The sequence below is a fragment of the Streptomyces sp. NPDC020996 genome (genome assembly GCF_040641355.1).
GTDB lineage: Bacteria > Actinomycetota > Actinomycetes > Streptomycetales > Streptomycetaceae > Streptomyces.
Genome location: NZ_JBFADM010000111.1, coordinates 9796 through 14016, shown reverse-complemented (window position 1 = coordinate 14016; position 4221 = coordinate 9796). Strand labels below are relative to the sequence as shown.

Genomic DNA, 4221 nt, shown 5'->3' with positions numbered 1-4221 from the left:
ATCGACCAGCACGGGCACGTCGTCGCCCCGGTGACGAGCGCGGCCGGCGGCCGTCACGGCAGTGGCGGCAGGCAGTGCCGCTCGGCCAGGCGCCACACGTCCTCGGGGGTGCGCAGGGCGAGGGCGGCGGTCGCGGTGGTGGCGCAGGTGCCGTGGTGGAGCCTGCGGACACGGGCCCGGACCTCGTCGAGGGCGGCGGGGGGGCGCAGGACGGGGACGAGGGCGGCCGTGTGCTGGGCGCGGGTGGGCCAGGCGCGGTGGTGGAGGAAGGGCAGTTCGGTGCGGAGCAGGCCGACACCGTCGGCGTGCGCGGTCAGCGTGGCGCGGGCGACGGCCGGGGTGGCGACGTTGGCCCGCACCACGACAGGGTGGTCGTCCAGCGTCCGGGCCGGAAGATGGCGTTCCGCGGCGAGCACGGCGAGCACGGCGAGCACGGCGCGGCGAGCGCGGGCGGCCTCCATGGCGTGCAGCGCGCTGCCGCGTTCGTCGTCGCCGGGGTCGGCCACCGCTGTCGCCCGGTCGGGCGGCCAGGAGGATCTCCTGCCCGTCCTCCTCGTCGAGCAGGGCCGGGTCGACGGCGAGCAGGAGGGGTATGCCCAGGGACCGGGCGACGATGGCGGCGTGGGAGTTGGGTCCGCCGGTGACGGAGACGGCGGCGGTCACGGTGCGGCCGGGTTCGAGCAGGTCCGCCGTGCCGATCTCGTGGGCGGCCAGGACCAGGGGCCGGTCGGGTGCGGGGGCGGTTTCGCCGTGCAGCCGGGCCAGGACCCGGCGGCCGACCTGCCGGATGTCGGCGGCGCGTTCGGCCAGGGTCGGGTCGTCCAGCGCGGCGATGACGCCGGCGTAGGTGTCCACGGCCTGCCGTACGGTGGCGGGCGCCGGCAGCCCCTGCCGCGCGTGTTTGACGGCCTGTTCGCGCAGGTCGGCGTCCTGGGCGAGGTAGCCGTTGACCTCCATGATGTCGGCCTGCTCGTCCTCGCCCCGCGCGCGCAGCGCAGCCGACAGGTCGAGCAGGGCGGCGGCGACGGCGCCGAAGGCGTCGATGATCTGCCGGGCGGGATCGCCGCCCGCGGGCGGGGACGGCGCGGTGTCGGCCGGCGGGCGGTCGGTGCGGTGCAGGAACCCCAGGGCGGTGCCGGGTGCGGCCGTCCGGCCGGGGTAGGTCCGGCGGGTCATCGGGCGGCCTCGGCCGTCTCCGCCAGGGCGCGGAAGATCAGGGCGGTGGAGGTGGCGCCGGGGTCCTGGTGGCCGATGCTGCGGGAGCCGAGGTAGGAGGCGCGGCCCTTGCGGGCCTGCATCGGCGTGGTGGCGCGCATGCCCTCCTCGGCGGCGTCCGCCGCGGCGAGCGCCGCGGCGGCGAAGCCTTCGCCGGAATCGGCCCGCTGCCGGAAGGCGTCCACCGCGGGGGCGTAGGCGTCGATCATGGTCTTGTCGCCGGGGGCCGCCGCGCCGAGCTTCTGCACGCTCTGCAGCCCGGCGGCGAGCGCGGCGGCGAACTGCGGCACGTCCGCCGCCGGGGCCTGAAGCGACTTGCCCATGGCGCGGAAAGCGCTGCCGTACAGCGGACCGGACGCGCCTCCGACGCTGGAGATGAGGGTGGTGCCGACCTTGACCAGGACGGCTCCGACGGTGTCCGGGTCCGCGGCGGCCAGGGCGGCGGTGACGGCGGAGAAGCCGCGGTGCATGTTGATGCCGTGGTCGGCGTCGCCGATGGCCGAGTCGAGTTGGGTGAGGTGTTCCTTGTGCTGGTCCATGGCGGCGGCGATGGCCTGCACCCACGCGCGGGCGAGGTCGGTGTCCACGGTGTCTCCGTTCACGGTCGGTACGCGGTCGTGCTCATGATCGGGGAGCGGTTCACGGCCGGGTGAGCCGGGGGGCGGGGGCGGAACGGAGCCGGGGAGTGGGGTTCCGTCCGGCCGGAGGGGGCAGGTCCCCTGCCGGGCGCCCCGGTCGCGCGGCCCCGCCCCGGCTCGGCTCAGCTTCCCCAGCGCAGTGCCGGGGTGTTCACAGGTGCGTCCCACAGGGACAGCATGTCGGCATCGGCATTGCACACGGTGAGGGAAACGCCCGCCATGTCGAGGCTGGTCACATAGTTCCCGACGAGGTTGCGGGCGATGACCACCCCTCGGTCCGCGAGGGCGGCGGCGACCTCGTTGAAGACGACGTACAGCTCGATCAGGGGGGTGCCGCCCAGGCCGTTGACCATGACGATGGTCTCGTCGCCGGCGGCCAGCGGCTGGTCGGCGAGGATCGCGTCGAGGGCGGTGGCGACGATCTCCCTGGCCGAGCGGAGCTTCTCCCTGCGGCGTCCGGGCTCACCGTGGATGCCGACGCCGACCTCCATCTCGTCCTCCGGCAGTTCGAAGCCCGGCTTGCCGGAGGCGGGAGTGGTGCAGGCGGTCAGCGCCACGGCGAAGGACCGGCTGGCGGCGTTGACCCGCTTGCCCATCTCGGCGACGGCGGCGAGGTCGGCGCCCTGCTCGGCGAGGGCGCCGGCGATCTTCTCGACGAAGACGGTCGCTCCGGTGCCGCGGCGGCCGGCGGTGAACGTGGAGTCCTGCACGGCGACGTCGTCGTCGACCAGGACGGTCTCGACGGTGAGGCCCTCGTCGGCGGCGAGTTCGGCGGCCATCTCGAAGTTGAGGACGTCGCCGGTGTAGTTCTTCACGACGAACACCACGCCCGCGCCGCCGTCGACAGCCTGCGCGGCGGCCAGCATCTGGTCGGGGACGGGCGAGGTGAACACCTCGCCGGGGCAGGCCGCGTCCAGCATGCCGAGTCCCACGAAGCCGCCGTGCAGGGGCTCGTGCCCGGAGCCGCCGCCGGAGACGAGGGCGACCTTGCCCGCCCTGGCGCCGCCCGCGCGGGCGATCACCTTCTTCGCCCGGTCGACCGTCAACTCCGGGTGGGCCGCGGCGATCCCGGCGAGGGCGTCGTCCAGCACCGCCTCAGGCGCGTTGATGAGCTTCTTCACGACAGGGCTCCTTCGGCGGTGGCGGGCGCGGCGTCCCGGTTGTCGGCCGGGGCGGCGGCGGATGCGCGGTGGGTGTTGAGGGCGGTGTAGAGGACGCCGGCGGCGATGGCGCCGATCACCTCGGCGGCCAGGTAGACGGGCAGTTGGTCCCAGTGGACCGTTCCGCCGAAGAGCTGGCCGGTGATCATCGGGCCGAGCGTGCGGGCCGGGTTGATGGACGCCGCGGTGGCGGGCGCCACCGGGATGATGATGGCGAAGACGCCGAGCCCGATGGCCAGGCCCGCGAACCCGCCGGCCGCGCGCCGGTCGACGGCGCCGAAGACGACGAAGGCGAGGATGAACGTGCCGACGGCCTCGGCGAAGAACGCCTGCCCGGCGCCGACGCCGGTGCCGTAGGCGGCGATGCCGAGGCCGACGTCGACGGCCTTCTTGCCCAGCACTCCGACGATCGCGAGGGCGCCCAGCACCGCGCCGGCCACCTGGGCCGCGATGTAGCCGGGGACGTCCCGCCAGGGCATCTTGCCGGTGACGGCCAGCGCCAGGGTGACGGCCGGGTTGATCTGGCAGCCGGAGATGTGTCCGATCGCGTAGACCATGGCGATCACGGCCGTGGCGAAGGCCAGGGAGATCATGCCCAGCTGCGCCATGGTGAACGGCGCGTCGCCGCCGACGATGAGCGTTGCGGGGACCGAGCCGACGCCGATGAACACGAGCACCGCGGTGCCCAGTGTCTCGGCGAGGAGCTTCTGTGGGTAGGTGTTTTCTTCCATGGACGGCGCGCCGTGCCGGGCTGCGGCTCGGGGCGCTCACCTCCTCCGCGTTGAGCAGGCTGTGAGGTGGCCGCCAGGTGGTCGGGATTCGGGCGTCCTGGCGGCCGGCTCGGGGGAAACCGGTCGGCTCAGCCTCCGGTGAGACGTTCATCATTGATGAACGTTGTTCCGGAAGTTAAGCCCGCGTTTCGCCCCTGTCAAGGGACCCGGCGCCCACCGAACGGCGCTTCACCGCCCCCGATCTGGAGAAGCCCCGGCGGGAGAAGCCGGGAGCAAGCCCGGACCGAAAGCCGAGGTCCGGGCGGAAGGCCGACGTCCGGGCGGAAGGCCGAGGGCCCACACGGTCGCCGGCGCCCGCAGGGTGGGGCGGAAGCCGCCGGCCTGGGCCGGAGGCAGCAAGGCCGGGCGGAAGCCCGAACAGCCGGGCAGGAAAACGCGGGACCGGGCGGAAGTCCGAACGCCGGGGCGAAGCCCGCA

At 74.6% G+C, this 4221-nt stretch carries 4 protein-coding genes and 1 pseudogene; all 5 read right to left on the bottom strand.

Translation table 11 applies throughout. From position 1 onward, the window contains the following. Positions 1-53: 53 nt before the first annotated feature. Complete coding sequence (locus AB0G63_RS38065; protein WP_360760151.1) at positions 54-506, bottom strand: putative PEP-binding protein; 453 nt, start codon at positions 504-506, stop codon at positions 54-56. A 28-nt stretch (positions 507-534) separates the two neighbouring features. Continuing rightward, positions 535-1176, bottom strand: a pseudogene (locus tag AB0G63_RS38060) (phosphoenolpyruvate-utilizing N-terminal domain-containing protein); the annotation flags it as partial. Continuing rightward, positions 1173-1802, bottom strand: a complete 630-nt coding sequence (dhaL, locus tag AB0G63_RS38055) for a dihydroxyacetone kinase subunit DhaL (RefSeq protein ID WP_360760148.1) — start codon at positions 1800-1802, stop codon at positions 1173-1175. The gene dhaL and the pseudogene AB0G63_RS38060, both read right to left, overlap by 4 nt. A 173-nt stretch (positions 1803-1975) precedes the next feature. Continuing rightward, the gene (dhaK, locus tag AB0G63_RS38050; protein WP_360760145.1) at positions 1976-2974 is read right to left on the bottom strand and encodes a dihydroxyacetone kinase subunit DhaK; all 999 of its coding nucleotides are present in this window, start codon (positions 2972-2974) and stop codon (positions 1976-1978) included. Further along, positions 2971-3744, bottom strand: a complete 774-nt coding sequence (locus tag AB0G63_RS38045) for an aquaporin (protein ID WP_360760143.1) — start codon at positions 3742-3744, stop codon at positions 2971-2973. The genes dhaK and AB0G63_RS38045 overlap by 4 nt, the downstream gene beginning before the upstream one ends. Positions 3745-4221 lie beyond the last annotated feature (477 nt).